This window comes from Rhizobium anhuiense bv. trifolii, assembly GCF_024346605.1.
In the GTDB taxonomy this organism is placed as follows: Bacteria; Pseudomonadota; Alphaproteobacteria; order Rhizobiales; family Rhizobiaceae; genus Rhizobium; species Rhizobium anhuiense.
Genome location: NZ_CP098803.1, coordinates 4,380,139 through 4,404,908, shown reverse-complemented (window position 1 = coordinate 4,404,908; position 24,770 = coordinate 4,380,139). Strand labels below are relative to the sequence as shown.

The window sequence follows — 24,770 nt, the reverse complement described above, 5'->3', positions numbered from 1 at the left end:
ATTCCGATATCAGCGGATGCGGCCGGAACGCAGGCTTTCAGCGATGCCGACGAAATCGCGCGCCGCCTGCGGCAGGCTGGAGCCCTTGCGCCAGACCATGCCGACCTGGACGACCGGCAGCGAACCGGAGACGTCGCGGCTCTCGATGCGGTCGCCTTCGAGCGACCATGGTCGGTAGACGAGATCGGGAAGCAGCGCCACGCCGGCGCCCGTTGCAACCAGGCTGCGCACTGCCTCCACCGAGCGGGTGCGGAAGGCGACATGCGGGCGGGCGCCGAGTGCCGAGAGCAGCTTGCCGGTATTCTCCTCGATTTCGTCGACCGTCAGCATGATCAACGGTTCGCGGGCGATGTCGGCGACCGAGATGATGTCGGCCGACACCAGCGGATGGCCCATCGGCAGCCACAGCCGATAGGGGGAGGTTTCGAGGATTTCCGCCTGCAGCGCCATGCGGTCGCGCAGGTTTGAGATCACCATGACGGCGACATCCAGTTCGCCGCCGACCAGGAGATGTTCGAGGTAACCGCCATTGTCCTCGATAGCGCTGACCTCGATGCCCGGGCAGGCGCGTCGGTATCGCGCCAGGAGATCGGAGAGGACGTAGCCGGCGACGAGCGAGGTGACGCCGATGTTCAGCGTGCCGGAAAGGGTGCTTTGCTGGCCGGAGAAGCTGGTTCGCGCATCGGAGACGGAAGCCAGGATCTTCGTCGCGTGACGCAGGAACTGGTGGCCGTTGTGAGTGATCGTCAGGCCGCGTGGATGGCGCTCGAACAGCTCGACGCCGAGGTCGGTTTCGAGCTCCTTCAGCGCTTCCGTTACCGAGGATTGCGAGATCGAAAGGTTCTGCGCGGCGCGCGTTACCGAACCCTGTTCGGCGACGGCGACGAAATATTGAACCTGACGAAGCGTGAAGGCCATGGGCGTTTAGAGCATGGCGGAACAGGCCGTGGCAAGCGGCCTAAAAAAGTGGACCTTTTTTGGTGTTTTTCCAAAATGGCGCAGGCTTTATGCGCCCACTTAAACTTTCTGAAACGTCATTTCCTTAGCGTTCTCAGCACTAGTCCTGCGTTGGAGTTTCAGATGGCGGAGCAGTTGGCGTGAAGGCCTTACTGCGCATCTTCCGGCCTTCCCGGAAATTGGCAATCATCATCGGTGGAGTCGCTCTTCTGGCGGGCGTTTCCGGCGGCGCGGCGGTCTATGTCGGCAAGGACAGGCTGATCGGTGCAACTGGCGGTGGCTACGGGCTCGAATGCAGCGACGTCAACCTCGTGACCATCCGCAAGCAGAACCACATCTGGATACGGAAATACATCAAGACCGAACCGACCGACGGGATGACACGCGTCAAGACAGCACTTCGTGTCGCCCAGGCCGTCTACGCCGCGCAAAAGCCGGATCTGGTGCAGGTGGTGGTGCTCGACGAGAACGGGCCGACGCTGCGTGCCGACATTCGCGGCCGGGCGATCGGCGCCGATGTCGTCTATATCCCGCATCCCGATCAGACCGTTCCCGGCCTCGACGACAAGTCCTATACGGCGCGCTATTATGACGGCAAGGCCAGCGAAAACGGGCTGTTCTTCGGCGAACGGATAGAGATGCCGTCCGAGGAGGTCGCCATGATCAGCGCTGCCTTCAAGGACCCCGAGGATTGCGTCGATCCGGTCGCGGTGGGCTCGACGAAGAATGGGGAAAAAGCCAAGGAAACGAAGGCCGCCGGCGGCGGCCATGGTGGCGCACCGGCGGGCGAAAGCGAAGCTGCGCCTGCCGCAGAGGGCGGGAGCGCCGATGTGGTGGCGGAGGCCCCGGCCGAAGAGCCGCCGGAAACCGCGCCTGCCAAGAAACACTGATTAAACGGCATGAAAAAGCGGAGCGCCGGCTACAGCGCCGCGCGTCTTTCAGACGCGCAAAGGACGCTGTCGCACTTTGAATGGCTGCATAATTTTATCCGTAAATCGATTCCGATTTAAGGAATTATGCAATGGCACTCCGCTTCGTTTCTCTGCGTCTTTTTCCGTCAGTCGGCCTTGTTGCGGCGGGCCGGGAAGAGGATGACGTCGCGGATCGACGGCGCGTTGGTGAGAAGCATGATGAGGCGGTCGACGCCGATGCCGAGGCCGCCGGCCGGCGGCATGCCCTGATCGATCGCGTCGAGGAATTCCTCGTCCAGTTGCTTTTCCTTCTCGCCGCGGGCATGCGCCTGTTCGAGCTGCTCGACCATGCGGCGGCGCTGCTCTTCGGGATCGTTGAGTTCCGAGAAGGCGTTGCCGAGTTCCCAGGCGTTGCAATAGGTCTCGAAACGTTCGACGAGGCGCGGCTCGCCCGGCACTTCCTTGGCGAAGGGCGAGATGTCCTTCGGGAAATGCGTGACATGCGACGGCTGAATCAGTGTCGATTCAACCTTTTCCTCGAAGATGAAGGCGAGGCATTCGCCCCAGGTCCAATCCTTCTCGACCGCGAAGCCGGCAGCCTTGGCGGCGGCGCGTGCCTCGTCATCGGTCTTGATGGCGCGGAAATCGATGCCGGTGGCTTCCTTGACGGCATCGGGCATCGGCACGCGCTTGAACGGTCCCTTGAAGGAGATCCGCTTGTCGCCGAAGTCGAATTCCGTCGTGCCGTGAATGGAGAGCGCCAGGGTCTCGAACAGCCGCTCGACGAGGTCCATGACGTCCTCGTAGTCGGCATAGGCCCAATAGCATTCCATCATGGTGAATTCGGGATTGTGCCGGGTGGAGACGCCCTCGTTGCGGAAGTTCCGGTTGATCTCGAAGACCTTGTCGGTGAGGCCCGAGACCAGCGTGCGCTTGAGGAACAGTTCCGGCGCGATGCGCAGATACATGTCGAGCTTGAGCGTGTTGTGATGCGTCTTGAACGGCTCGGCGGTGGCGCCGCCATAGACCGAATGCAGCATCGGCGTCTCGACTTCCATGAAGCCGTCATTTTCCATGAAGCGGCGGATGCCGGAGACGATCTTCGAGCGCTGCTGGAAGCGGAGCTTCGAATCCTCGTTGGTCATGATGTCGAGATGGCGCTTGCGGTACCGCAGCTCGATGTCGGAGAGGCCGTGCCACTTCTCGGGCATCGGCAGCAGCGACTTCGTCAGCATTTCGATCTTCTGCGCATTGATCGTCAGCTCGCCACGCTTGGTGCGGCGGACGATGCCGGTGACGCCGATGATGTCGCCGATGTCGATCATCGGCAGCAGGGCGCGGGCCTCCTCGCCGGTGACGTCCTTGTGCGAGAAGATCTGGATCTTGCCGGAGGCGTCATGGATATCCATGAACATGCCGGAGTTGCGCGAGGAATAGACGCGGCCGGCGACGGTGACGACATCCTGCGTCTCTGTATCCGGCTCCAGGCTCTCGTATTTCGCGGTCAGCTCGGCATTGCCCATCGTCCGATGGAAATGCGCCGGATAGACCTCGCCGATCTGTTCGCGCAGCAGCTTCAGCTTCTGGGCGCGCACCTCAGTCGCGTCGGAGGAGAGGGTGTTTTCGGTCTTGTTGTCAGCCACTGTCGAAATCCTCTGACTGTTCTTACTTCGAGCCGACGAGGGCGGCGACCGCCTGTGCGGCGAGCTTCAGGCGCTGGCGTACGACGGAGCGGCCGAGGATCGCCATGGAATCAAAGAGCGGCAGGGACCGCGACGAGCCGGACACGGCGACGAAGAGCGGCGAGACCACGACCTTCAGTTTCTTGCCCATGCGGTCGGCGATCGCGCGCAGCTCGGCCTCGATCGTCTCGACATTCCATTCCAGGATCTTTTCGAGATCCGGCTGAACGGTGTTGAGGATCTCGAGGATCTCCTCCGGCGGCGACTTGATCTTGGCAAAGTCGGAAGGCTGCAGGCCGAGATCGGACTTCAGCAGGAAACCGGCGAGATCGGGCAGCTCGCCGAGCTTGGAGATGCGCGTCTGCGACAGCCGCAGGCCTTGCTTCAGACGATCGTTTTCCATCGCCCAGCTCAGCACGCGCGCCTGGAATTCTTCTTCCGACAGCTTCTCGCGGATCCAGCGGCCGTTCAGCCAGTCGAGCTTCTGAATATCGAAGATCGCACCGGCCTTGGAGAGGTTTTCCGGGTCGAATTTTTCGGAGAGCTCGTCTATCTCAAGCAGCTCTTCGCCTTCGGCGATCTGGATGAAGAACAGGCCGAGGAAGTTCATCAGCGCTTCCGGGATATAGCCGAGCGCGGAGTAATAGGAGATCGAGGTCGGGTTCTTGCGCTTCGACAGCTTCGATTTGTCGGCATTGCGCATCAGCGACAGATGCATGAAGACCGGCTGATCCCAGCCGAAGTAGCGATAGAGCAGGATGTGCTTCGGCACCGAAGCCAGCCATTCCTCGCCGCGCGCCACATGGGTGATCTTCATCAGATGGTCGTCGATGACGTTGGCCATATGATAGGTCGGCATGCCGTCGGCCTTGATGAGGACCTGCATGTCGACCGAATCCCACGGGATGGAAACATCGCCGTAGACGCCGTCCGTGAAGTCGCAGGAGCCTTCGGCCGGGATCTTCATGCGGATGACGGTCGTTTCGCCGGCGGCCATGCGCGAGGTGACTTCCTCGGCCGTGAGGTTGAGGCAGAGACCATCGTACTTCGGCGGCTTGCCGGCGGCGCGCTGGGTTTCGCGCATCTGCTCCAGCCGAGCGGGCGTACAGAAACAGCGGAAGGCATGGCCCTTGTCCAGCAATTCCTGCCCGTAAGGCTGGTACACTTCCTTGCGGTCGGATTGGCGATAGGGGCCGTAGGGGCCGCCGATATCCGGGCCTTCCTTCCATTCCAGCCCGCACCATTTCAGTGCGTCCAACACCTTCGTTTCGAATTCCGGGGTCGAGCGCGTCGCATCGGTATCCTCGATGCGCAGGATGAACTCGCCGCCATGCTTCTTGGCGAAAAGATAGTTGAAGAGAGCGATATAAGCGGTGCCGACATGCGGCTCGCCGGTCGGCGAGGGAGCGATGCGGACGCGGACGCCGGTAGCTGTCCCGGAAACTGTCATTGTGTGTGCCCGTCAATGAATGCCGGACGGCTTTCATGGGAAAGCGACGTTCGGCCGGAAGGATGCAGATATCTTCATCGGCAAACCGGCCGGAAAGGGCATGCGCCCGCACTCTCCGCCGATCGTCCGTTCGGCTGGCCTTAGGCCATATTCAACCGGGCGCGTCAAGAAAAACCACGTTTGCAAAGGCCTGATGGCGGCGGGTGAGGGCGCGGCGGTTCGGCCGCGCCCTCCAGTCCAAGCCTCAATGGGCGGCGTCGCGTTTTCGCTTGCGGGCGTTGCGCGCGAACATGTTCAGCACCTCGACCAGCGCCGAGAAGGCCATGGCGGCGTAGACGTAGCCCTTCGGCACGTGGAAGCCCATGCCTTCGGCGATCAGCGTCGTGCCGATCATCAGCAGGAAGGCGAGCGCCAGCATGACGATCGTCGGGTTCCTCTCGATGAAGTTGGCCAGCGGGGTCGCCGCAACCAGCATGACGGTGACGGCGGCGACGACTGCGACCACCATGATCGGCAGATGCGGCGTCATGCCGACGGCGGTGATGATGCTGTCGACTGAGAAGACGAGATCGAGCAGCAGGATCTGGCCGATGGCCGATGCAAAGCCGGTCGTTGCCGACGTGGCGATGAAATCCTCCTGATGGTCTTCCGGGTCGACGGTATGATGGATTTCCTTGGTGGCCTTCCAGACGAGGAACAGGCCGCCGGCAATCAGGATCAAATCCTTCCAGGAGAAGCCGTGGCCGAAGGCTTCAAATAGCGGTTCGGTCAGTTGCACGATCCAGGCGATGGTGCCGAGCAGAGCCAGGCGCATGACGAGCGCAAGGCCGATGCCGATTTTGCGGGCCTTCTCCCGGTGCTCGGGCGGCAGCTTGTTGGTGAGAATGGAAATGAAGATCAGGTTGTCGATCCCGAGAACGACTTCCATCACCACCAGCGTGATGAGCGCCACCCAGGCGGCCGGATCCTGAATGAGCGTCATGATTTCCTGCATCAGCGTATATCCCTTTTGCGTCATATGGATAAATGACGCTCGCAATGTAATGACACCGGCCTGCCAGACAAGCGCCGCAAGGGGGTATACGAAAGTGATGTGACTTTTATTCCTTGATCGGCAACCAGATTTCGGTGACGCCCATGCCGGTATAGGGATCGAAGCGCTCGTCGTAGCGTTCGAACATGTCGGGTATCTCGCCGTGCTCCAGGCCGGATGTCGGCCACCATGCGCCAAAAATCCGGTTCATCGTCGCCGGAATGCCCGAGACATGGCCGCGATGGCTAAAGACGACGTAACGCTGGCCGGGAAGCTTGAGCGTTGCAAAATCCGCCGGCAGATCGCCAGCATCGGCGATTTCGGCGGCGGCCATATAGCGGAATTTCTCCGCTTCGCCGGTGATATGCGTGCAGATGCCGTAGGCGACGTTGCCCTTCTGGCCGGGGATATGACCGAAATGGGCATTGAACTTCTGCCAGAGGGAGGGAATGGCGGCATTGCCACCATAGGGATAGATCTCCTGCAGGCCGGCAAAGAGCATCGGCGGAAGGGTTTCGAAGCGGGGCGGTTCGAGGTCGTTGAGGTGGGCGGGGTCCATTCTGATCGGCTCCAGCAAGATAAGGTTACGGGCGTGTCCCTGTCTGCGCACCGCATCCGGCGTCATGCCGAATTGGTCGCGGAAGGCACGGGTGAAAGCCTCGTGCGAGCCGTAGCCCGCGCAAAGCGCAACCTCGAGAATGGTCGATGAACCGCCGACCAAGGCCGGCACGGCGCGGCTGAGGCGCCGCCCTCTGATATAGCCGCTGATCGAGTGGCCGGTGACGAGCCCGAAGACGCGCGACAGATGGTAGCGCGACAATCCGGCGGCTTCCGAAATCTCTTCCAGCGATATATCGTTTTCGAAATGGCTCTCTATGAACCAGATCGCCCGTCCAACGGCGCTCATCCTCACTCCCCTGGTTGCGGCTTCTTCCTTAAAGAAAAGCCTGCAGCCGGGTTTGATCGCAGTTGCGGAATTTTGGCCGATGGAGGCGGGCAGTCAAGGTGCGGTCAGTCGGTCTTGTGCCGGGGCGCACCGTAGGCGGCCATGAAGACCCGGATGGCGCCGCGGATGACGCGCTCGATTTCGTCGCGAGACGGCGGTTCTTCCATGCTTCCGAACAGGCGGAGCTTGAAGAAACTGCCGCTGGCGAGATCGAGAAACTGGCCGGCGGCCAGATCGATGTCGTCGATCTCAAATCTGCCTCCGGCGATGTGCCGTTCCAGGAAGTCGCGCATGATGGTGCGCAGGTTTTCCGGACCCTTGAAGAAGCGTTGACAGAGAACCGGCATGCGGTCGCGAACGCCGAGAACGGTGCGCATCGCGTTGATGACCTTTTCATCGGTCATATGGGTGACGAAGCTTATCCCGAATTCATACAGGCCGGCTTCGGGATCGTCATGTTCGGCAAGCGCCGTGCGCACGGCCGCCACGAAGGCGGCGCGCTCTGCCTCGATCATCGCCGAAAACAATTCTTCCTTGTTGGTGAAATAGACGTAGAGCGTTCCCTTGGAGACACCGGCCTCGCGCGTCACGTCGTTCATGCTGGCGGCGTCGAAACCCATTTTCATGAAGACACGCTTGGCGCCGGCGAGAATCTGCTGGCGCTTGGCCGGATCTTCGCCTGCGGCAAATCGGCCTCCGGGCGCGGGAGGGCTGAAGACGGCGGCGTGGTCGGGGTTCAGCGTCATGTCTCCTTAACCGTGTTGACGGTTTCGTATTTTCTTTAAAAGAAATCGAACCGATTGGTTCTATACATCTTGATATGACGGTAAAACAGGTTTAAGTCAACTGAACCGAACCGTTCAGTTCGATTATTTACTCCAAGATCGGTAAAGTGGCCATGTCGAGCAACCAGAAGAGCAACGTCGCGCGGATTGTCAGCGAAAACGCCGAGACCGAAGAGGTCAAGGCCGAGGTCGCGGCTGTTGCGGAAGCTCCGACGGCGGAAGCCCGCGAAGTCCCTTCCACTCCCGCGCAGTCGGCGCCGGCTTCGGTCGCCGCACCTGCGGCTGCGAAGAAGCGCCGTAGCCCGGTGCTGCCGATCGTCGTGCTCGCCCTTCTCGCGGGCGGCGGCTGGTATGGTTATGAATGGTGGACGAACGGCCGCTTCATGGTGTCGACCGACGACGCCTATATCGAGGGCGATATTGCAACGATTTCGCCGAAGGTCACGGGCTACGTCGCGAAGGTGAATGTTGTCGCCAACCAGGAAGTCAAAGCGGGCGACGTGCTTGCCACGCTTGATAACGGCGACTATCAGAACGCCCTCGACCAGGCCCAGGCCCAGATCGCCACCGAACAGCTTTCGCTGCAGCGTATCGACGCGCAGATCGAAGGCGCCAATGCGAGCCTCGTGCAGGCGCGGGCGCAGAAGGTGGCACTCGAAGCGGCCGTTCGCGGTGCTGAGATCACCCAGAAGCGCCAGAGCGAGCTTCAGGCGAAGTCGGTCGGCACTGCCGCCGATCTCGACAACGCCAACATCGCTCTCGATCAGGCCAAGGCCAATCTTTCCGGCGGCGATGCCAACATCGTGGCTGCGCAGGCCAATGTCACCATTCTCCAGGCCCAGCGCAAAGAGGCCGAAGGCTCGGTCCGTTCGCTCGAGATCTCGCGCGACAAGGCTGCCCGCGACCTTTCCTTCACCGTGCTGAAGGCGCCTTATGACGGCATTGTCGGCAACCGCTCGGTCCAGGAAGGCGATCTCGTCTCGCCCGGCCAGCGCCTGATGGCGCTCGTTCCGGTGCGCCAGCTCTATATCGACGCCAATTTCAAGGAAACGCAGATCCAGCATCTGGTGGCGGGATCGAAGGTTAACGTGCATGTCGATGCCTATAGCGATCATCCGATCGTCGGCACCGTCGAATCGATCTCGCCGGCATCCGGCTCGGTCTTTTCGCTGCTGCCGCCGGAAAACGCCACGGGCAACTTCACCAAGGTGATCCAGCGCGTGCCGGTGCGCATCGCGCTGCCGCAGGATGCGCTCGATAGCGGCCGTCTGCGCGCGGGCCTGAGCGTCGTCGTCGATGTTGACACCCGTACGGCGCCGAGCAAGTAAGCCTTCAGGAAAGGCAGAGGTGATCTGATGGCCGGCAGCGCGACAGCAACGGCGGGGACGATGCCGGCGGCACCCGCCCATGCCGACGAGCGCATGGACCCGAAGAAGCTCATCGCCTTCTTTGCGATGGTGCTCGGCATGTTCATGTCGATCCTCGACATCCAGATCGTCTCGGCCTCGCTTGCGGAAATCCAGGCCGGCCTTTCGGCCGGCAGCGACGAGATCGGCTGGGTGCAGACGTCTTATCTGATCGCCGAAGTGATCATGATCCCGCTATCCGGCACGCTGGCGCGCATCATCTCGACGCGTTATCTCTTCGCGATCTCGGCTGCCGGCTTCACCATGGCGAGCGCGCTGGCGGCGACGGCGACGAATATCGACCAGATGATTGTCTACCGCGTCATTCAGGGCTTCATCGGCGGCGGCATGATCCCATCGGTCTTCGCGGCCGCCTTCACCATCTTCCCGCCGTCGAAGCGCAGCATCGTCTCGCCGATCATCGGCCTGATCGCGACTTTGGCGCCGACCATCGGCCCGACCGTCGGCGGCTACCTCAGCCACGCCTTCTCCTGGCACTGGCTGTTTCTCGTCAACATCGTGCCCGGCATCATCGTCACGATCGTCACCTGGAACTTCATCGATTTCGACAAACCGGAACTGTCGCTCTTCAAGAAGTTCGACTGGTGGGGTCTGATCTCGATGGGCGTCTTTCTCGGCGCGCTGGAATATGTGCTCGAAGAGGGCAATTCGAACGACTGGTTCAACGACAGCTCGATCACCATAGCGGCGGTCGCTTCCGGCGCTGCCGCGATCATCTTCTTCTATCGCGCCTTCACGGTGGAATTCCCCGTCGTCGACCTCAAGGCCTTTGCGAACCGGAATTTTTCCTTCGGCTCGGTCTTCTCCTTCGTCATGGGTATCGGCCTCTATGGCCTCACCTATATCTATCCGGTCTATCTCGGCCGCATCCGCGGCTATGATTCGCTGATGATCGGCGAGACGATGTTCGTCTCCGGGCTTGCGATGTTCTTCACCGCGCCGATCGCCGGCCGACTGTCGACCAAGATGGACCTGCGCCTGATGATGGTGATCGGCTTCGTCAGCTTTGCCGCCGGCACCTTCATCATGATGCATCTGACGGCGGATTGGGATTTCTACGAACTCTTCATCCCGCAGATCCTGCGCGGCTTCGGGCTGATGATGTGCATGGTGCCGATCAACAACATCGCGCTCGGCACGATGCCGCCTTCGCGCATTCGCGGCGCGTCCGGCCTGTTCAACCTGACCAGAAACCTCGGCGGCGCCGTCGGCCTTGCCGTCATCAACACCGTGCTCACCAACCGGCAGGACGTGCACTACGAGCGGCTGCGGGAGAATATGGATTGGGGCAATCCGGCGGCGGTCGACCAGATGAACAACATGGCCGCCAATTTCAACACCTACGGCATGGATGGCGCCTCGGTCGCAGTCAAGCAGATGGTCGGCCTTGCCACCAAGCAGGCGATCGTTCTCTCCTTCAGCGACGTATTCCTGATCCTGACCGCGCTTTTCCTGGCGATGATCCTCGGTGTCGCCATGATCAAGAAACCCGCGCCGCAAGGCGGGGGAGGCGGTGGCGGCCACTGACCTCCGGCCTGCCGCCCCTTGAAAAGGCCCTCTTCGGAGGGCCTTTTTGTTGCTGTTTTCCGGCCGTCGTGTCATCAGGCGAATGATCGCCGGTCGGATCGATCCGAATCGGGTAGGCCATGCCGGAAAACCACGCGGAAACCGGCCCGTTCGATTTTTTGATTTACGTACATCAAAATTGGCGCTAATGGTCTCGTCAGGAGGAATGATGAGACCAACCGTTCACGATATCGCCGCCGCCGCCGGTGTCAGTCTGGCGACTGTCGACCGGGTTCTCAACCAGCGGCCCGGTGTGCGCCACGTCACGCGGGAAAAGGTCGAGACCGCGATCCGCGAGCTCGGTTATGTCAGAGACGTCGCCGCCGCCAATCTTGCCAAAGGGCGCACCTATCCGCTGGTCTTCATCCTGCCGGCCAGCGACAACTCCTTCATGCACGGGCTCAATGCCGAGATCCGCCAGGCAGTCCTCCGATCGTCGGCCGAGCGCACCGATATCCGCACGATCGAGGTGCCGGCCTTCGATCCCGCAGCGCTTGTCTCGGTGCTCGAGGAGCTTTCCCGGGAAAAGCCCTGTGGCATCGCACTGGTTGCGACCGATGCGCCTGACGTGCGCGCTGTCGTCGACAGGCTGGTGCGCGAGCGTTTTCCCATCGTCACCCTGGTTTCCGATCTCACCGGCTCGCTGCGCCATCACTATGCCGGCGTCGACAATATCGCCGCCGGGCGCACGGCGGCTCGCCTGCTCGGCCGATTCCTCGGACCGAAAAAAGGCGAGATTGCCGTGCTTGCCGGCTCCATGCTGGTGCGCGACCATCGCGAGCGGCTGGAGGGCTTCACCGCCGTCATGGCCGAGGAATTTCCCGATCTGGCGATTCTGCCAGTCCTCGAAGGCCGCGACGACCCCGAGATCGCCCATATGCTCGTTGCCGACGCGCTTTCCAGGAATGCCGGCATCATCGGCGTCTACAGCCTTGGCGCCGGCAATCGCGGCCTCATCCGGGCGTTGAAGGAGAAGGCCGTCGATCGCGTGCTGACGGTGATTGCCCACGAACTGACCGCCCACACGCGTGCAGCCCTGATCGACAATACGATCGATGCGATCCTCAACCAGGATGCCGGCCATGAGGTGCGCAGCGCGATCCGCGTGCTGAAAGCCAAGGCGGACGGGCTTGCCGTCATCGAGGCGCAGGAGCGCATCCGCCTCGACATATTTCTGAAAGACAATCTGCCGTAGCGGCAAAGGGAGAAATACCACATGTATCTGGGTCTCGATCTCGGAACCTCCGGCGTCAAGGCGATGCTGATCGATGGTGATCAGAAGATCGTCGGCTCGGCCAATGGTTCGCTCGACGTCTCACGTCCGCATTCCGGCTGGTCGGAGCAGGAGCCGGCCCACTGGGTGCGGGCCACCGAGGAGGCTATCGCCGGTCTCAAGGCGAAACATCCGAAGGAGTTCGCCGCGGTCAGGGGCATCGGCCTTTCCGGCCAGATGCACGGCGCGACGCTCATCGATGCCAGCGATAAGGTCCTGCGCCCCTGCATCCTCTGGAACGATACGCGCAGCTACGTCGAGGCCGCGGCGCTCGATGCCGATCCCCGCTTTCGCGCGCTGACCGGCAACATCGTCTTCCCGGGCTTCACGGCGCCGAAGCTCGCCTGGGTCGCAAAGCATGAGCCCGATGTCTTCGCCAAGATCGCCAAGGTGCTGTTGCCGAAGGATTATCTGCGTCTTTGGCTGACCGGCGAATATATTTCGGAAATGTCGGATTCGGCCGGCACGTCCTGGCTCGACACCGGCAAACGCGCCTGGTCGTCGCAACTGCTCGCCGCCACCAACCTTTCCGAGGAGCAGATGCCGGCGCTTGTCGAAGGCACCGCGCAGGCCGGCAAGCTGCGGTCTGAACTCGCGGCGCAATGGGGTATATCAGGCGATGTCGTCGTTGCCGGCGGCGCGGGCGACAATGCGGCCTCGGCCTGCGGCATGGGCACGGTCAGCGATGGCGCCGCCTTCGTCTCGCTCGGCACGTCAGGCGTGCTTTTTGCCGCCAACGGTTCCTATCTGCCGAAGCCGGAAAGCGCCGTGCATGCCTTCTGCCACGCGCTGCCGAACACCTGGCACCAGATGGGAGTCATCCTGTCGGCGACCGATGCGCTCAACTGGCATTCCGGTGTGACCGGCAAGTCGGCCGCCGATCTCACCGGCGAACTTGGCGAGACGCTGAAGGCGCCCGCCGGCGTCACCTTCCTGCCCTATCTCTCCGGCGAGCGCACGCCCCACAACGATGCCGTCATCCGCGGCGCCTTCATCGGCCTTGAGCATGAAAGCAGCCGTGTCGTGCTTACCCAGGCGGTGCTCGAAGGCGTCGCCTTCGCCATCCGCGACAATCTCGAAGCGCTGCGTTCGGCCGGCACCGGCATATCCCGGGTCACGGCAATCGGCGGCGGGTCGCGCTCGCGTTACTGGCTGGCCTCGATTGCGACCGCGCTCGGCGTTCCCGTCGACCTGCCGGCCGACGGCGATTTCGGCGCCGCCTTCGGCGCTGCCCGCCTCGGCCTGATCGCGGCAACGGGGGCAGATCCCATTGCCGTCTGCACGCCGCCGGTAACGGCCGGAACGATCGAGCCGGTGTCGGCGCTGAGCGGCGCTTACGAGGATGCCTACAAGCGCTATCGGGCGCTCTATCCGGCGATCAAGTCGCTGGCGCATTGAGATCGAGGCGCCCCTCACCCTACCCTCATTCGAGGGAGCCGCGACGTTGCCACAGGTTTCTTCTCCCCGCCGGCGAGAAGGTGCGGCAGGCGGATGAGGGGGCCTCTGGCATAGACTAACAATTCAGAACTTCGAAAAGATACGAACCCAAGGAGACCCAACATGAGCACCGGATTTTTCGGCGATATCCAGAAAGTGAAATACGAAGGCCCCGACAGCACCAATCCGCTGGCCTTCCGCTATTACCAGCCGGACGAGATCGTCATGGGCAAACGCATGGAAGACCATCTGCGCTTTGCGGTGGCCTATTGGCACACCTTCACATGGCCGGGCGGCGACCCCTTCGGCGGCCAGACCTTCCTGCGTCCCTGGTTCGAGGACACGATGAAGGCCGCCAAGCTCAAGGCCGACGTCGCCTTCGAATTCTTCTCGCTGCTCGGCTCGCCCTACTACTGCTTCCATGACGCCGACGTGCGTCCGGAGGGCAAGAATTTCGCCGAGAACACCAAAAACCTCAACGAGATCGTCGATTATTTCGCCGAGAAGCAGGCCGCAACCGGCACCAAGCTGCTCTGGGGCACGGCGAACCTCTTCTCTCACCGCCGTTACATGTCGGGTGCGGCGACCAATCCGGATCCAGATGTCTTTGCTTTCGCAGCCGCGACGGTCAAGACCTGCATCGATGCCACGCAGAAGCTCGGCGGCGAAAACTACGTGCTCTGGGGCGGCCGCGAAGGTTACGAGACGCTGCTCAACACCGATATCAAGCGCGAGCTCGACCAGCTCGGCCGCTTCCTCAACCTCGTCGTCGAATACAAGCACAAGATCGGCTACAAGGGCACGATCCTGATCGAGCCGAAGCCGCAGGAGCCGACCAAGCACCAGTACGACTATGACGTCGCGACCGTCTACGGCTTCCTCAAGAAGCACGGCCTTGAAAACGAGGTGAAGCTCAATATCGAGCAGGGCCACGCAATTCTTGCCGGCCACTCCTTCGAGCACGAGCTGGCGCTTGCCAATGCGCTCGGCATCTTCGGCTCGATCGACATGAACCGCAACGACTACCAGTCCGGCTGGGATACCGACCAGTTCCCGAACAATGTTCCCGAAATGGCGCTGGCCTATTATCACGTTCTGGCAGGCGGCGGCTTCAAGACCGGCGGCACCAACTTCGACTCGAAGCTTCGCCGTCAGTCGCTCGACCCGGCGGATCTACTGATCGGCCATATCGGCGGCATGGATTGCTGCGCCCGCGGTCTGAAGGCCGCTGCTAAGATGATCGAGGACAAGGCTCTGTCGCAGCCGCTCGCCGATCGTTATGCCGGCTGGGAATCCGCCGAGGCGCAGAAGCTCTTCCGCGGCGAGTATTCGCTGGATGAGATCAGCCATTATGTCGAAAGCCACGACGTCAACCCGCAGCCGAGATCCGGCAAGCAGGAGCTGCTGGAAAACGTCGTCAATCGTTACGTCTGATAAAGCGCGCCGGCGGTCATCGGCCGCCGGCGCAGCCCTCTCCGGCCGGAAGCCTATATGGATTTACCGTTTCAACCAGTTGCGCGACGGCGCCGAGACGGAGTTTCGAACCACCAGATCCGGCCTCAGCAGGATTTCCGTTTCGGTCGGCCGGCCATCGGACAGCAGTTCCAACAGCAGCGCCATTGCCTGTTTGCCGATTGCCGTTCTCGGCTGGCGGATCGTGGTCAGTGGCGGGGATATGAAGACGGCCTGCGGCACGTCGTCGAAACCGGTCACCGAGAAATCCCGCGGAATGTCGTAACCCCGCGCGCCGAGCCCGACCATGACGCCGATCGCCGTCTGGTCGTTGACGCACATGAAGGCTGTGGGAAGCGTGTCACGCATGAAAAGCTGTTCGACCGCATGCCGCCCGCTTTCGATCGTGCCGTCGCCTTCGAGCACGATCCTCAAGTCGGGCGGGATGCCGGCGGCGTCGAGACCGGCATCGTAACCCATGCGGCGCCTGGTATAGGCAAGCCGGGTGCGTGAATCGCCGATGAAGGCGATCTTGCGATGCCCTTCGGCCAGCAGCAGATCCACCGCTTTCCTGGCGCCTTCGGTATCGTCGACACCGACATAGGGAATGCCGCCGTTGAAGACAGGCTCGAAAACGCCGACGCTCGGCGGCAGCCGCGCAGTCATCGTCTGATGCCCGAAGGGCAGGATGCCGGTGAAGAGGATCAATCCGGCCGCCTGGTTGGAATTGAAGAATTTCAGATATTCGAGGCCGCGCTGGGCGTCGTTCTGCGTGTGGCCGATCAGGATGCCGTAGCCATGCGCGCGCGCCTCGTTCTCCAGCCCGACGAGAATGTTGGAGAAATTGGGATCGCCGATATCCGGCGCCACCACCAGGATCATGTTGGAGCGGCCAAGCCTCAGGCTGCGCGCCATCGCATTGGTCGTATAACCGGTGATGGCGATCGCCTGGTTGACCTTGAGCCGTGTGGAGTTGGCGACCTTCTCGGGCATATGGATCGCCCGGGACACCGTCGCGATGGAGACCTCGGCGATCCGGGCGACGTCTTCGATGGTTGCGGGCGTGGAATTCGACACTGGGCTCTGCCTTGGGGCTGTCTTCGCCGAGACACTACACAGACTTGTCGAGAGGTCAAAGGCAGGCTTCAACTGATCTGTGTAAATCAACGATGTAAACCTTTACACGATGTATGTAAAGGTTTACATAGGGTCCAGAGCGGATGGAGAGCCGCTTTGGGGAGGATCAGATGACCGTGGAAGCCGCCGACACCGCACCCGTGGTGCTGTCCGCCAGGCGCATATGCAAATCCTTCAGTGGGGTGCAGGTCCTCTTCAGCGTGAACTTCGATCTTCGCGCCGGCGAAATCCATGCCCTGATGGGTGAAAACGGGGCCGGCAAATCCACGCTTGTCAAGGTATTGTCCGGTTTCGAACAGCCGAGTTCCGGCGAGATCCTGCTCGACGGCAAGCCCGTCGTCCTGCCGCCCAATGGTGCTGCCGAGGCGCTCGGCATCGTCATCATTCACCAGGAATTCAACCTCGCCGACCACCTGACCGTAACGGAGAGCCTCTTCCTCGGGCGAGAAGTCACGCGCTTCGGTGTGCTCGACCGCAAATATATGCGGTCGGAGACCCGCAAGGTTCTCGACGTGCTCGGTTCGCATGTCGACGAGAACGCATTGATCAGCACGCTTTCCATCGCCGACAAGCAGATGGTCGAAATCGCCAAGGCGATCAGCCGCGATGCGCGGGTGGTGTTCATGGACGAGCCAACCGCGGTGCTGTCGCGGGAAGAGACCAGCATGCTCTTCAAGCAGGTTCGCAAGCTGCGCGACCAGGGCACGAGCTTCGTCTTCGTGTCCCACAAGCTCGACGAGGTGATGGAATTGACCGACCGCGTCACCGTGCTGCGCGACGGCCAATGGATCAAGACGTCGCCGACGTCCATTCTGGACGGGGAATCGATCGCCCAGCTGATGGTCGGCCGCGAACTTTCCAGCCTCTATCCCGCCAAGGTCGAGCCCGATATCGACGAGGAGGTCGTTCTCAGCGTCGATTCGGTGTCGACCGGTTATGTGAAGGATGCGAGTTTCGAGGTGCGCAAGGGCGAAATTATCGGTTTCTCCGGCATGATCGGCTCCGGCCGCACCGAACTGATGGAAGCGATCGCCGGATTGCGGACCCGTCTCGAGGGCGAGGTGGTCATCAAGGGCGAAACGGTTCCCTCCGGCGACGTGCATGCCGCCAATCGCTGCGGGCTCGCCTATATGACCAAGGACCGCAAGTCGAAGGGCCTGCTGCTGCGCTCCGGCATGGTGACCAATCTGACGCTGCAATCGCTCGGAAGGCATGCGCGTCACGGCTATCTCAGCCCGGGAAGCGAGGCGGCCGCCATGGCAAAGGCCAAACGCCGCTTCGACATCAGGGTTCGCGACGGCAATATCGTCGCCGGGCGCATGTCGGGCGGGAACCAGCAGAAGCTGCTGCTGGCCAAGGTCATGGAGACCGATCCTGATATCATCATCATCGACGAGCCGACGCGCGGCATCGATGTCGGCACCAAGCAGCAAATCTATCATTTCATTTCGGCGCTCGCCCGGGACGGGCGGTCGATCATCGTCGTGTCGTCGGAGATGCCGGAGGTTATCGGTCTCTGCACCAGAGTGGCGGTGATGCGCGAAGGGCGTATCGTCGGCATGCTCGAAGGAGACGAGATTTCCGAGCAGGAGATCATGCGTTACGCCGCCGGGCTCAAGAAGAAGGCGGCCGCCTGAGGCTGAAGCAGGGCTTCGCCGATCAGGACGACAGATAAGATGCCCAGAAAATATGGGACGGGAGGTTGGTTTTGGAAATGAGTGTCAACGAGGAGACCAGGGAAATCCGGCGCCGATCCTGGCGGGATGTCGACCTGCGTGCGGTCGCGCCCTTTGTCGCCCTGGCCCTGCTCCTGATCGTCGGAGCCCTGGTCAATCCCAATTTCATCGGCATCACCAACCTTGCCAATGTCGCGACGCGTAGCGCCTTCATCGCCATCATCGCGGTCGGCGCGACCTTCGTGATATCAGCGGGCGACCTCGATCTGTCTGTGGGCTCCATGGTGGCCTTCGTCGCCAGCCTGATGATCCTGCTGATGAATTCGGGCGCCGTCGAAAACCCGGCTTTGATGCTGACGGTCGCGGTCGCCTTCACCATCGTCGCCGGCGCGCTCTGCGGCCTGGCAAACGGCCTGATCACCACAGTGGGCAAGATCGAGCCGTTCATCGCGACGCTCGGCACGATGGGCATCTATCGCGGCCTGACGACATGGCTGTCGCAGGGCGGCGCCATCACGCTTCGCTCCGCCGATATCCAGACGCTCTATCGTCCTGCCTATTTCGGCAATATCGCCGGCGTGCCGATACCGATCGTGGTGATCCTGGCGGTGACGGCGGTTGCAGCCTTCATCCTCTATCGCACCCGCTACGGGCGCCATGTCGTCGCAGTGGGATCGAACAGCGATGTCGCCCGCTATTCGGGCATCGCGGTCAACCGCGTCAGGACGATTGCTTTCGCCATCCAGGGACTGTGCGTAGCCATTGCCGTGCTGCTCTACGTTCCGCGTCTCGGCTCGACCTCGGCGACGACGGGCATCCTGTGGGAGCTGCAGGCGATCACCGCCGTCGTCGTCGGCGGCACGGCGCTCAAGGGCGGCGCGGGCAGGGTCTGGGGCACGATCTGCGGCGCCTTTATTCTCGAACTCGTCGGCAACATCATGCTGCTTTCGAATTTCATCAGCGAATATCTGATCGGCGCCATCCAGGGTGCGATCATCATCATTGCCATGTTCGTCCAGCGCTCGCTGGTGCGCAAATCATGAATTGACCGGGCTGACAGGGCGTCCGGTCCCGATATGGAAAAGTCCCTGAAGTTAGTGGGAGGAAATAGCATGCGTAGATTGATGTTGGGTCTCGCGGTTGCGGCGGTGACGTTCGCCGGCGCCGCTCACGCCCAGGACAAGAAATTCACCATCGGCGTCTCCATTCCGGCGGCCGACCACGGCTGGACTTCGGGCGTGGTGTTCCATGCCGAGCGCGTCGCCAAGCTGCTGATGGCCGAACATCCCGGTCTCAACGTCATCGTCAAGACCTCGCCGGATGCCGCCAGCCAGGCGAACGCCGTGCAGGATCTCGATACGCAAGGCATCGACGCCCTCGTCATCCTGCCGTCGGATCCGGATCCGCTCGTCAACGCCATCAAGGAAGTCAAGGGCAAGGGCAAGTTTGTCGCCCTCGTCGACCGTGCGCCGAGCAACAACGACAATTCCGTGCGCGACCTCTATGTCGCCGGCAACAACCCGGCTCTCGGCGAAGTCGCCGGCAAATACATCAAGGACAACACGCCTGATGCCGAAGTGGTCATCATCCGCGGTCTGCCGATCCCGATCGACCAGCAGCGCCAGGACGGTTTCGACAAGGGCATTGCCGGCTCGAACGTCAAGGTTCTCGACCGCCAGTACGGCAACTGGAACCGCGACGATGCCTTCAAGGTCATGCAGGACTACCTGACGAAGTACCAGAAGATCGACGTCGTCTGGTGCCAGGACGACGACATGGCCGTCGGCGTTCTGCAGGCGATCGAGCAGGCCAAGCGCACCGACATCAAATATGTTGTCGCCGGTGCCGGCTCCAAGGATATGGTCAAGAAGGTCATGGACGGGGATAAGCTGATCCCGGTCGACGTCCTCTATCCGCCGGCAATGGTCGGCACGGCGATGGAACTGACGGCGGCAGCCCTTTACGATCAGGTCCCGGTTCACGGCAGCTATATCCTCGACGCGACGCTCGTCACCAAGGAAAATGCCAAGGACTTCTACTTCCCGGATTCGCCGTTCTGATCCATCGATTGGAGACATGCGCCCATTCGTAAGGATGGGCGCATTTTTAATGCTTCCACACAGTGTGCGGCCGAAAATGCTGCACGTACCTCTTGCCCGCCAAAGCCCATCATGATTAGCTCGCGGCCATACCGCATATGGCTTTGCGCCAAATCCGCTGGCAAGGGCGAGGAGGCGCCTTGCGCCCGCAAAATAGCGTGCTACAACACTTCAGAAACGTTTACGGTCCATATTCAGGGAGGAATCTGACATGAAGACGATCAAGGGCCCGGGCCTTTTTCTTGGCCAGTTCGCGGGCGATACTGCCCCTTTCAACTCCTGGGACGCCATCACCAAATGGGCGGCCGACATCGGCTATAAGGGTGTCCAGGTGCCGACCTGGGCCAGTCAGCTGATCGATCTGAAGAAGGCTGCCACGTCGAAGGATTATTGCGACGAATTCGCCGGCAAGGCGCGCGAAAACGGCATCGAGATCACCGAACTCTCCACCCATCTGCAGGGCCAGCTCGTCGCCGTTCATCCGGCCTATGACGAAGCCTTCGACGGGTTCGCGGCACCGGAGGTGCGCGGCAATCCGAAGGCGCGCCAGGAATGGGCTGTCGAGCAGGTCAAGATGGCGCTGACGGCATCCAAAAATCTCGGCCTCAAGGCGCATGCGACCTTCTCCGGCGCGCTTGCCTGGCCGTTCATCTATCCCTGGCCGCAGCGCCCTGCCGGTCTGGTCGAAACGGCCTTCGACGAACTCGCCCGCCGCTGGACGCCGATCCTCAACCATGCGGACGAAAACGGCATCGACGTCTGCTACGAGATCCATCCCGGTGAAGACCTGCATGACGGGATCACCTTCGAGATGTTCCTGGAGCGCGTGAAGAACCATCCGCGCGCCAACATGCTCTATGACCCCTCGCACTACGTCCTGCAGTGCCTGGATTATCTCGACAACATCGACATCTACAAGGACCGCATCAAGATGTTCCACGTCAAGGATGCGGAGTTCAATCCGACCGGGCGCCAGGGGGTCTACGGCGGCTATCAGGGCTGGGTGGAACGCGCCGGCCGGTTCCGCTCGCTCGGCGACGGCCAGGTCGATTTCGGTGCGGTGTTCTCGAAGATGACCGCCAATAATTTCGACGGCTGGGCCGTGGTCGAATGGGAATGTGCGCTGAAGCATCCGGAAGACGGTGCCCGCGAAGGCGCCGAATTCGTGGCCGCCCATATCATCCGCGTCACCGAGAAAGCCTTCGACGATTTCGCCGGCAGCGGCACGGATCAGGCGGCGAACCGGCGGATGCTGGGGCTTTCCTAAAACAGGGCATCTCGTGGGTGCCCCTCACCCTAACCCTCTCCCCGTAAACGGGGAGAGGGGAGTTGCCGCACCAGCCGTTGAGATGGGCGTAAACATCGCGGCATATCCCCTTCGCCCCGTTTACGGGGAGAAGGTGGCGGCAGCCGGATGAGGGGCATGCGTCCGCACCAAGTTTAAATTTCAGGAGGAATTAATGGCAATCGAAGCATCATCCGAACAGACACGCGAGCCGCGCATCCGGCTCGGCATGGTGGGCGGCGGCGCGGGCGCGTTTATCGGCGCCGTGCACCGTATCGCTGCGCGCATCGACGATCAGTACGATCTCATCGCCGGCGCGCTGTCGTCGACGCCCGAGAAGGCCGTGCAGTCCGGCCGCGACCTCGGCCTCGATCCGTCGCGGACCTATTCCAGCTATCGCGAGATGGCGATCCGCGAGGCGAAGCTGAAGAACGGCATCGAGGCGGTGGCGATCGTGACGCCGAACCATGTGCATTACGATGCGGCCAAGGAATTCCTGAGGCGCGGCATCCATGTGATTTGCGACAAGCCGCTGACGTCAAACCTGGCCGATGCGAAGAAGCTGAAGAAGATCGCCGACGAGAGCGGTGCGCTGTTCGTGCTGACGCATAATTACACCGGCTATCCGATGGTCCGCCAGGCGCGCGCGATGATCGCGAACGGCGAACTCGGCGATATAAGAGTCGTTCAGGCCGAATATCCGCAGGACTGGCTGACGGAAGCGGTCGAGCAGACCGGCCAGAAACAGGCCGCCTGGCGCACCGATCCGGCGCAATCCGGCGTCGGTGGGTCCACAGGCGATATCGGCACGCATGCCTATAATCTTGCCGCCTTCATATCGGGCCTGGAACTCGACAGCCTTGCCGCCGATCTCGACAGCTTCGTCCCGGGCCGCCGGCTGGATGACAACGCCCATGTCTTGCTGCGCTTCAAGGCAAAAGGCTCGGAGAAGCCGGCCAAGGGCATGCTCTGGTGCAGCCAGGTGGCGCCCGGCCATGAAAACGGCCTGATGGTGCGCGTCTACGGCACCAAGGGCGGGCTGGAATGGACCCAGAAGGACCCGAACTATCTCTGGTACACGCCTTTCGGCGAGCCGAAGCGGCTGATCACCCGGGGCGGCGCCGGTTCGGGCGCGGCTGCCGGCCGTGTCTCGCGCGTGCCGTCAGGGCATCCGGAGGGGTATCTTGAAGCCTTTGCGACGATCTATACGGAAGCGGCGCATGCCATCAACGCCCGCAAGAAGGGCAAAGCTGTCGACAAGGCGGTGGTCTACCCGACGGTCGATGACGGCGTGAAGGGCGTGGCCTTCGTCGAGGCTTGCGTCGCATCTTCGAAGAAGAACGGCGCCTGGGTCAAGGTCTGAATTTGACGTTCCCAGTCACTCAATGAAAAACGCCGAGGCGGGCTCGAGTCGCCTCGGCGTTTTTGTTTATTCTCGATCAGGCCGCAGCCGTGCGGCCACGCTTCAGCAGGTTGTCGACGCTCAAGGGTCCGGCGCCTGCCGCCACCAGATAAAGAAATACGAAGCAGAACAGGATTGCCGCGACGCCGCCGTTCTGCGCGGGATAGATGCCCTTCGACGCATGCCCGATGAAATAGGCGAAGGCCATCAGGCCCGAGAGCACGAAGGCGGCGATACGGGTCTGGAATCCGACCAGCACCAGGAAGCCGAGGGTGAGTTCGAGAAGACCGGCAACCCAGGACAGCGAGCCGACGGGAGGCACGCTTGCCGCAACCGGAAAATGCAAAATCTTCTGCGTTCCGTAGCTAAAAAGCACAAGTGAGGAGATGATGCGCAGCAAGCTCAACAGATGCGGCTGCAGCAGATGGATCGAAGACAGCATTGGATTCCTTTCCTGTTTGTGATGTCTTGGCTGTGCAACGATCGCGGGCGCGCCGGCAAGTCACGACTTCTGACGTTCACGTTATGGGAGCAGTCCGCGCCGGAAAGTGCCGCAGGTCAGGGCGACCGAATACTGCAGTCACCGCCGCTTCGCGGCCGTACTGTAACGTTGCAGTTTTTCTGCGTCCGGGCCTGTACTTTGCTTTTCGGCTTGGCTAAATCCGAACCCAAACGGTTCACCCACACGCCGAGAACGGGATTTACAGATGATCGATCCGAAAAAACTCGCAGACCGCTTTCCAGGCGATTTCACTTTCGGCGTTGCCACCGCCGCCTTCCAGATCGAAGGCGCCAGCAAGGCAGACGGCCGCAAGCCGTCCATCTGGGATGCCTTCTGCAATATGCCGGGTCGCGTCTATCATCGCCATAATGGCGACGTTGCCTGCGATCACTACAATCGCCTGGAGCAGGATCTCGATCTCATCAAGGATATGGGCGTCGAAGCCTACCGGTTCTCCATTGCCTGGCCGCGCATTATCCCCGACGGCACGGGTCCGGTGAACGAGGCCGGCCTCGATTTCTACGACCGGCTGGTCGACGGTTGCAAGGCGCGGGGGATCAAGACCTTTGCGACGCTCTACCACTGGGACCTGCCTCTGCTGCTCGCCGGCGACGGCGGCTGGACGGCGCGCTCGACCGCCTATGCCTATCACCGCTATGCCAAGACGGTGATGAACCGCCTTGGCGACCGCCTCGATGCCGTCGCGACCTTCAACGAACCCTGGTGCATCGTCTGGCTGAGCCACCTTTACGGCATCCATGCTCCGGGCGAGCGCAACATGCAGGCCGCCCTTCACGCCATGCACTACATGAACCTTGCCCATGGCCTCGGCGTCGAGGCGATCCGCTCGGAAGCCCCTGATGTGCCTGTCGGGCTCGTGCTCAACGCCGCCTCGATCATCCCTGGCTCCGACAGCCCCGCCGATCTTGCCGCCGGCGAGCGTGCGCATCAGTTCCACAACGGCGCCTTCTTCGATCCTGTCTTCAAGGGCGAATATCCGAAGGAATTCGTCGAAGCGCTCGGCGACCGCATGCCCGTCATCGAAGATGGCGACATGAAGCTCATCAGCCAGAAACTCGACTGGTGGGGCCTGAACTATTACAAGCCCGAGCGAGTCACTGATGATGCCGATCGCAAAGGCGATTTCCCCTGGACGGTGGAGGCGCCGCCGGCAAGCGACGTCAAGACCGATATCGGCTGGGAAATCTATGCGCCGGGTCTGAAGCTCTCCGTCGAGGACCTCTACCGCCGCTACGAACTGCCGGAATGCTACATCACCGAGAACGGTGCCTGCGACAACACCGATGTCGTCGATGGCGAGGTCGATGACGCGATGCGCCTCGACTATGTCGGTGAGCACCTCGATGTCGTCGCCAACCTCGTCAAGGACGGCTATCCCCTGCGCGGTTATTTCGCCTGGAGCCTGATGGACAATTTCGAATGGGCGGAAGGCTACCGCATGCGCTTCGGCCTCGTCCACGTCGATTACGAGACCCAGCAGCGCACGGTGAAGAAGAGCGGCAAATGGTATCGCGACCTTGCGGCTCAATTCCCGAAGGGCAATTACAAAGCGGGTTAGCGCCATTCCTCGCGCGGGCAGTTGATAAGGCGCCTCTTGAACTCGAACTACCGGCCGGCACGGCAAGCTGACGCTGCCTGCCGTCAATGTCACGGCGGCCGGCGGCACGCATAAAAATAGATTGTCAGAAACGTACAACAGGCGGTTGCTTAAACGTTTTTGAACCCTTGA

General features: G+C 61.7%; 20 protein-coding genes. 12 read left to right on the top strand and 8 right to left on the bottom strand.

The genetic code is table 11. The features are described 5' to 3' along the window. Positions 1-9: 9 nt before the first annotated feature. Entirely contained in the window at positions 10-918 is a 909-nt protein-coding gene (locus tag NE851_RS30220; protein ID WP_047616258.1) for a LysR family transcriptional regulator, read from the bottom strand. Positions 919-1,097: 179 nt separating this feature from the next. Between NE851_RS30220 and NE851_RS30215 the strand changes: the two genes are divergently transcribed. Continuing rightward, on the top strand, positions 1,098-1,847 hold the full coding sequence (locus tag NE851_RS30215) for a hypothetical protein (RefSeq protein ID WP_254959555.1): 750 nt from the start codon (positions 1,098-1,100) through the stop codon (positions 1,845-1,847). Between the two features lie 167 nt (positions 1,848-2,014). Here the strand turns inward: NE851_RS30215 and lysS are convergent, their stop codons facing one another. The 5 genes from lysS to NE851_RS30190 all read right to left on the bottom strand — a co-directional run bounded on the left by lysS (position 2,015) and on the right by NE851_RS30190 (position 7,725). Then, positions 2,015-3,511, bottom strand: a complete 1,497-nt coding sequence (gene lysS, locus NE851_RS30210) for a lysine--tRNA ligase (RefSeq protein ID WP_097543071.1) — start codon at positions 3,509-3,511, stop codon at positions 2,015-2,017. A gap of 22 nt (positions 3,512-3,533) precedes the next feature. Further along, on the bottom strand, positions 3,534-5,000 hold the full coding sequence (gltX, locus tag NE851_RS30205) for a glutamate--tRNA ligase (RefSeq protein WP_047616688.1): 1,467 nt from the start codon (positions 4,998-5,000) through the stop codon (positions 3,534-3,536). 244 nt (positions 5,001-5,244) lie between these two features. Next, positions 5,245-5,994 (bottom strand): TerC family protein, encoded by a 750-nt coding sequence (locus tag NE851_RS30200; protein ID WP_047616605.1) that lies wholly within the window; start codon positions 5,992-5,994, stop codon positions 5,245-5,247. Between the two features lie 106 nt (positions 5,995-6,100). Then, the gene (locus NE851_RS30195; RefSeq protein WP_132575822.1) at positions 6,101-6,940 is read right to left on the bottom strand and encodes an AraC family transcriptional regulator; all 840 of its coding nucleotides are present in this window, start codon (positions 6,938-6,940) and stop codon (positions 6,101-6,103) included. A gap of 104 nt (positions 6,941-7,044) precedes the next feature. Continuing rightward, positions 7,045-7,725, bottom strand: a complete 681-nt coding sequence (locus NE851_RS30190) for a TetR/AcrR family transcriptional regulator (RefSeq protein ID WP_132575824.1) — start codon at positions 7,723-7,725, stop codon at positions 7,045-7,047. A 152-nt stretch (positions 7,726-7,877) separates the two neighbouring features. On the opposite strand from NE851_RS30190, the gene NE851_RS30185 reads away from it, so the two are divergent. The 5 genes from NE851_RS30185 (at position 7,878) to xylA (ending at position 14,901) form a co-directional block, all read left to right on the top strand. After that, on the top strand, positions 7,878-9,092 hold the full coding sequence (locus NE851_RS30185; protein WP_254959554.1) for an HlyD family secretion protein: 1,215 nt from the start codon (positions 7,878-7,880) through the stop codon (positions 9,090-9,092). A gap of 27 nt (positions 9,093-9,119) precedes the next feature. Continuing rightward, on the top strand, positions 9,120-10,718 hold the full coding sequence (locus NE851_RS30180; RefSeq protein WP_254959553.1) for a DHA2 family efflux MFS transporter permease subunit: 1,599 nt from the start codon (positions 9,120-9,122) through the stop codon (positions 10,716-10,718). A 208-nt stretch (positions 10,719-10,926) separates the two neighbouring features. After that, positions 10,927-11,952, top strand: coding sequence for a LacI family DNA-binding transcriptional regulator (locus tag NE851_RS30175; protein ID WP_183904150.1), 1,026 nt, complete (start codon positions 10,927-10,929; stop codon positions 11,950-11,952). Positions 11,953-11,973: 21 nt separating this feature from the next. Continuing rightward, positions 11,974-13,428: a xylulokinase gene (gene xylB / locus NE851_RS30170; protein ID WP_132575828.1), complete on the top strand. Its 1,455-nt coding sequence runs from the start codon at positions 11,974-11,976 to the stop codon at positions 13,426-13,428. Positions 13,429-13,590: 162 nt separating this feature from the next. After that, positions 13,591-14,901, top strand: coding sequence for a xylose isomerase (gene xylA, locus NE851_RS30165; protein ID WP_047616280.1), 1,311 nt, complete (start codon positions 13,591-13,593; stop codon positions 14,899-14,901). A 63-nt stretch (positions 14,902-14,964) separates the two neighbouring features. Here the strand turns inward: xylA and NE851_RS30160 are convergent, their stop codons facing one another. Continuing rightward, positions 14,965-15,996: a LacI family DNA-binding transcriptional regulator gene (locus tag NE851_RS30160; RefSeq protein WP_047616282.1), complete on the bottom strand. Its 1,032-nt coding sequence runs from the start codon at positions 15,994-15,996 to the stop codon at positions 14,965-14,967. Between the two features lie 170 nt (positions 15,997-16,166). Here NE851_RS30160 and NE851_RS30155 point away from each other — a divergent pair, with 170 nt between their 5' ends. From NE851_RS30155 to NE851_RS30135, 5 genes are all read left to right on the top strand, one after another. Further along, positions 16,167-17,693, top strand: coding sequence for a sugar ABC transporter ATP-binding protein (locus NE851_RS30155; RefSeq protein ID WP_063475292.1), 1,527 nt, complete (start codon positions 16,167-16,169; stop codon positions 17,691-17,693). A 77-nt stretch (positions 17,694-17,770) separates the two neighbouring features. Then, a complete protein-coding gene (locus tag NE851_RS30150; protein ID WP_254959552.1) occupies positions 17,771-18,775 on the top strand; it encodes an ABC transporter permease in 1,005 nt (334 codons plus the stop codon). Positions 18,776-18,844: 69 nt separating this feature from the next. Next, a complete protein-coding gene (locus NE851_RS30145; protein WP_063475293.1) occupies positions 18,845-19,792 on the top strand; it encodes a substrate-binding domain-containing protein in 948 nt (315 codons plus the stop codon). 250 nt (positions 19,793-20,042) lie between these two features. After that, entirely contained in the window at positions 20,043-21,098 is a 1,056-nt protein-coding gene (locus NE851_RS30140) for a sugar phosphate isomerase/epimerase family protein (RefSeq protein ID WP_062939707.1), read from the top strand. Positions 21,099-21,291: 193 nt separating this feature from the next. Next, on the top strand, positions 21,292-22,479 hold the full coding sequence (locus tag NE851_RS30135) for a Gfo/Idh/MocA family protein (protein WP_127430722.1): 1,188 nt from the start codon (positions 21,292-21,294) through the stop codon (positions 22,477-22,479). Positions 22,480-22,555: 76 nt separating this feature from the next. On the opposite strand, the gene NE851_RS30130 is transcribed toward NE851_RS30135, so the two are convergent. After that, entirely contained in the window at positions 22,556-22,960 is a 405-nt protein-coding gene (locus NE851_RS30130) for a DoxX family protein (RefSeq protein ID WP_127430723.1), read from the bottom strand. A gap of 265 nt (positions 22,961-23,225) precedes the next feature. On the opposite strand from NE851_RS30130, the gene NE851_RS30125 reads away from it, so the two are divergent. Beyond that, positions 23,226-24,599: a GH1 family beta-glucosidase gene (locus NE851_RS30125; protein WP_047616296.1), complete on the top strand. Its 1,374-nt coding sequence runs from the start codon at positions 23,226-23,228 to the stop codon at positions 24,597-24,599. The last annotated feature ends 171 nt before the right edge of the window (positions 24,600-24,770 follow it).